At 37.5% G+C, this 5,068-nt stretch carries 3 protein-coding genes; all 3 read left to right on the top strand.

The features are described from left to right. The first annotated feature begins 571 nt into the window (after positions 1–571). The 3 genes from L2764_RS25730 (at position 572) to L2764_RS25720 (ending at position 4,352) form a co-directional block, all read left to right on the top strand. The gene (locus L2764_RS25730) at positions 572–1,708 is read left to right on the top strand and encodes a replication initiation protein (RefSeq protein WP_248943206.1); all 1,137 of its coding nucleotides are present in this window, start codon (positions 572–574) and stop codon (positions 1,706–1,708) included. Between the two features lie 449 nt (positions 1,709–2,157). Next, entirely contained in the window at positions 2,158–3,366 is a 1,209-nt protein-coding gene (locus L2764_RS25725; protein ID WP_248943205.1) for an AAA family ATPase, read from the top strand. A 2-nt stretch (positions 3,367–3,368) separates the two neighbouring features. Then, complete coding sequence (locus tag L2764_RS25720; protein WP_248943204.1) at positions 3,369–4,352, top strand: ParB family protein; 984 nt, start codon at positions 3,369–3,371, stop codon at positions 4,350–4,352. The last annotated feature ends 716 nt before the right edge of the window (positions 4,353–5,068 follow it).

Genomic DNA, 5,068 nt, shown 5'->3' with positions numbered 1-5,068 from the left:
TTAGTGTACGGCTCAATAAACAGGCTGACTCCTGCTTAAAGGTGCCCAAATCTTAGTGTGTGGTGGCTAATAGAGTGGGCTTTGTGCTGAAAGGTGCCCAAATCTTAGTGTGTGTCAACAGGCTGACTCCTGTTTAAAGGTGCCCAAATCTTAGTGTGTGGTGGCTAATAGAGTGGGCTTTGTGCTGAAAGGTGCCCAAATCTTAGTGTGTGTCAACAGGCTGACTCCTGTTTAAAGGTGCCCAAATCTTAGTGTGTGGTGGCTAATAGAGTGGGCTTTGTGCTGAAAGGTGCCCAAATCTTAGTGTGTGGCTCAATCAATAGGCTGACTCCTGTTTAAAGGTGCCCAAATCTTAGTGTGCGGCTCAATCAATAGGCTGAGTCCTGTTTAAAGGTGCCCAAATCTTAGTGTGCGGCTCAATTAACAGGCTGACTCCTGTTTAAAGGTGCCCAAATCTTAGTGTGTTTCTGGTAAAAGAGGTGGATGAACTAATAACTATGAACACTTCTTAGTTGAAAAGTGGTTAGCTTTATTCGATACTTACCATATCAAAGCGCGAGAGTTACCTTAAATGAATGAAGATAAACAATTAGAGCAAGAAGATATGGATGATAATAGTGCTTTAATGATAACAACGAATAAAAGTGTTGATTTAAAATCTACTTTCTTCAAAAAAAGTCATAATTTGGTTTTTTCGCAGTTATCACTATCACCGGTGATGCATGATATTGTTGCTTTGTTCCTCACTCGCTTACATAAAGATCACTGGGTCCCATTTATGAATGGGGAGCAGATACATAGCCCTACTTACAGTTTTTCAAGTGATGTATTAAAGGATTGGTTTGGTTTTTCTGATTCAAAGCAACAATACGCTACGTTGGTATTGCCTGCGGAACGTCTAAGTAATAAATCTATTGGTATAAAAGATCCTAAAACGAAAAAATTCTCTTTTACTTCATTATTTAAACGTATCTATTATGAAGATGGGGCTCTTTATATTACTCCGAACGATTTGCTCATTAATGAATATCTGGCTATTTCTGGAGGTCATAGTCAGGTTCCTCATCGTAACTTTAGAAACATAAAAAAAGAACATGCTAAGCGTCTTTATACGATGTTATGTCGGTATAAAAATGAAGCTTTTAGCGTGTTTCATCCACAAAAATTAGCTGAGCTTCATGCGTACTTCGGTTTACTCAATCAGCAAGGCCAACTGCAAACAAAAAGTTATGGGGTGGTAAGTAAATTCATTCAGCGGATTATTAAGCCTTCAATAGAAGCGATAAACAAGAACGAGCCGTTTCTTCACTTTTTAATTGATGAGAAGACGGGGAATTTGGGCTATGAGGCTATCAAAGAGGGTCGAAGGATAGTCGCGATTAGGTTTTTATTTAGATGGGAAACTCCACAGTCGGTGGCAGAAAAGGAAGCTGATGAGAGAGAAAAACTTGGTGACGTTATTTCTCCACTCGATATGGCTAAGTTAACTTTTGATATGGTAAGTAACTTCTCGTCGGGTGATTCAGGTAATCCTACGGTTGGTGAATTGAATAATATGATGTCCCTAACCGGACAGTTGCTCTCCGAAGGATTACTGTTAGATGGGGAGTTTATGTCTAAGTTTGCACTGGCGATGTCGGAAGCAAAAAACAACGATGTACCCGGTTCTTTAAATGAAGGGGATGTAATCGAGCACGAGGAGTCGTGATTTTCCTTAGCTATCCCACATATTTACACATTGCCGTGAAGTAGATTAAAATATTTTAATACATATAGTTATGTCATATTGTGCCGATGATTTCAGGGTGAAATCATCAATTTTTTGAGTTTTCACCTGTCTACTCAGATCTAATTATTTTGTCAAAATACATCTAAAAGCTCATAACTGTGTTATTCCCCCTCCCCTTCTATTTACGTTATTTTCTCTCATAACTATAAGTGTTATTTTAAATACCACTTTGTAACTTTGCTACTATTACTTATATTTTGTAATAGTTCGTAATCACTATAAGAAGAACTCAAACATTTTGGAGGGCTTATTTTTGTGGAGTAATTATTTTTCTTTGATTTACAAAAGTGAGGTTGTTTTATAATGAATAAGCAGTATTATAGCTCCAAGTCATAAAAGCTGCATTTATCTAATAAAAAAGGATTCGTATGTACCAAGCACAGAACTCTTTGCGTAGAATCGCGGAACGCTCTCATGATTTATTAACCTCCTTAACTGAAGAAATTGAAGCGCAGAAAAGAGAGTTTAATACGGATTCTTACTTCCAGACATACTCAAAAGCGGCAGTTGCTAAATTGCCTCACTTATCTAAAGCTGTAGTAGATAAGGCCGTTGGGGAAATGGAAGATGCCGGATATCAATTTGGGAAGCGCAAAGCGGGTAATACAGAAAAGTATGCTATGACAATATCAGACATTGTTAGTATCTATGAGCATAGGAAAGTAAAAAAATATCGTGATAAAAGAAATAAGGCCTTCACTATTTTTGTCGCAAATTTAAAAGGTGGTGTATCAAAAACAGTAACCACAGTTTCATTGGCGCATGGACTACGGACTCACCCTACTCTACTGAAAGAAGATATACGAGTTTTAGTTATTGATCTTGATCCTCAATCTTCAGCAACTATGTTCTTGAATCATCGACACTCTATTGGAGTGGTTGATACTACTGCTGCTCAAGCGATTTTACAGAACGTGTCGAGAGAAGAGCTTATTAATGAATTCATCGTTAAATCGGGAGTGGATGGAGTGGATGTCATTCCTGCCTCTATCGATGATGCATTTATCGCATCGAATTGGGAAGCGTTAGTCACAGAGCATTTGCCTGGTGAAAACCCTAATAACTTACTAAGTAGTGCCATCATTGATAAGTTAGATAAGGATTATGATTTTATATTTATAGACAGTGGCCCTCATTTAGATGCGTTCTTAAAAAATGCACTAACATGTTCAGACTTATTAATGACCCCTATTCCGCCTGCACAGGTTGATTTCCATTCCACTCTTAAATATTTAAATAGATTACCTGAATTGATGTCAGTAATAGAAGAGTCAGGTGCTAATCCCAAATTAAAAGGGAATATCGGCTTTATGACTAAACTAGCAAACAAAGTTGATCATAAATTATGTCACAGTTTAGCTAAGGAGATTTTCGGGGGAGATATGCTGGATGCTGTGTTGCCTAGGCTTGATGCTTTTGAACGTTGTGGTGAATCTTTTGATACTGTGATCACTGCGAACCCTAATACATATGTGGGTAGTAAGGATGCTTTAAAAGGTGCGCGGGTTGCGACGGAAGACTTTTCAAAAGCTGTTTATGATCGTATTGAATTTATTCGCTCGAATGGGGGAGCTTAATCATGCAAAAAAGAGCGACGATAGGACGTACTTTACAAGGGTTCTCATCAAATAAGCATATAGATAAAAACACTAATACGCGTAAGCAAGTATTTACTTTAATATCTGGGAAAAAAGTTGAGTTCACTTTAGAGAATATTCCTTATGAAAAGCTAGAATCTACTTTGTTTGTTGATATGGAAAACAACGGCAGAGACCAGTCGGCGTTAACGGAGGCTTCGCTTAAGCCCATTACAGACACTATTATCACTCATCAATACTTTCCAGCAATTGGGAGGAAGGTGGGTGACAAAATAGAAATATTGGATGGTTCTAGACGGTTAGGTGCGGCAAAAATTGCAAGAGTGGGTTTGGATGTTTTGGTTCCTGATGAAGATATTGAAGCCCCTGATGCGCGGCATCTGACTAAAACTATTCAAACTGCGAAAGAGCATAGTTTGAGGGAGTTGGGATTATGGTTGATCGTGGAAAAAAATAAGAAGGGATTAGACCAAAAACAACTAGCAAAAAAAGAAGGAATGTCAGCAGCTAAGGTAAGTAGGGCTATTCAGTGTGCGTCAGTGCCTTCAGAAATGTTGTCAGCTTTCCCGATCCAGTCAGATTTAACGTATCCGGATTTTAAGAATCTACTGGATATGTCTAGTTTCATCGATAAAGAAAATCTGGAGTTATCTGTATTATCAGATAAGGTTAAGGATGATATTAAGGAAGCGGATGAGGTTAACAAAGATGATATTAAGGATTATATTATCGCATGTTATAACAAAACATTTCGGATACTCAAAAAGGAGCATGATGATAAGTTAGGTGGTGCCGGTCCTAAAGATGTAGTCATAGAGAAGTTGTGGGAGTTTGAGGGCAAGAACTCATTCGCTAGAAAGAAAACTAAAAAACGCGGGTTTAGTTATGAGTTTGGGCACATTCCGCGAGAGTTGCAAAAAAAACTGGATGAGGCTATCAAAAAAACATTAGAGGATAATTGCTAGCAATTAAATATATGCGCTATTAATAATGGTGTATTTCTCAAAATGTGAAATGCATCCTCACTTCGTTAATCATAGTAACCTACTAATTAAAATTGTTTTTTTTTATTATTAATGAGGTATTTCAGGGTGAAATCCTCAGTTTTTATGCCTAGTTTCGGCTATTACAACGGGTTTGTTACTCTTGTTCCTTTGTTTATAGTCGTGTTCTTATGCTAAAGATTATTTATCGAAGGAGTTTAGCTTTCAATTTAAATATAATAAAAATAATTTAAGGAGAAAGATGTGGAGGACATCGATATGTCTGGGTTTACGATGAAAGAGATTTTGATACTTAAAAGAGTGATGACTTTCACCAGGGATGATGGTTAGTCGAGATCAGCTCTTAAGAGGAACTAAACACGAAGGGTAGTGGAAAAAGTAATCGTGGTATTGATGTTATTATTTGCCGGATAAGAAAGAAAGTTCCAGTCAATAGGAATGAAGTTGATAGACTTCAGTTAGTGCGTAATAGAGGTTAAGTAGCCAAAATGGGTGAAGAGTTGGGATTGTTAAGCCTGTCCTATCTTGGTCTTTATCAGCGGGGAAAATGGGGGTTAGTTTAATATAGGGTTCTGTCGCAAACAGCCTAAATACTTTATGATCTAAGCATCACTTTTTATGCTTAATGTTTATGAAACTCAATTTTTCAGGCCGACATTACCCTTCTGCGATCATCA

The organism is Shewanella surugensis, from assembly GCF_023284005.1.
GTDB lineage: Bacteria > Pseudomonadota > Gammaproteobacteria > Enterobacterales > Shewanellaceae > Shewanella > Shewanella surugensis.
The sequence above is the reverse complement of the archived record's forward strand: the minus strand, read 5'-3'. Positions and strand labels throughout refer to the sequence as shown.

What these genes read in the sequence shown, in the direction of transcription:
- L2764_RS25730 (WP_248943206.1), top strand. Translation starts at nt 572, where the DNA reads ATGAATGAAGATAAACAATTAGAGCAAGAAGATATGGATGATAATAGT.
- L2764_RS25725 (WP_248943205.1), top strand. Translation starts at nt 2,158, where the DNA reads ATGTACCAAGCACAGAACTCTTTGCGTAGAATCGCGGAACGCTCTCAT.
- L2764_RS25720 (WP_248943204.1), top strand. Translation starts at nt 3,369, where the DNA reads ATGCAAAAAAGAGCGACGATAGGACGTACTTTACAAGGGTTCTCATCA.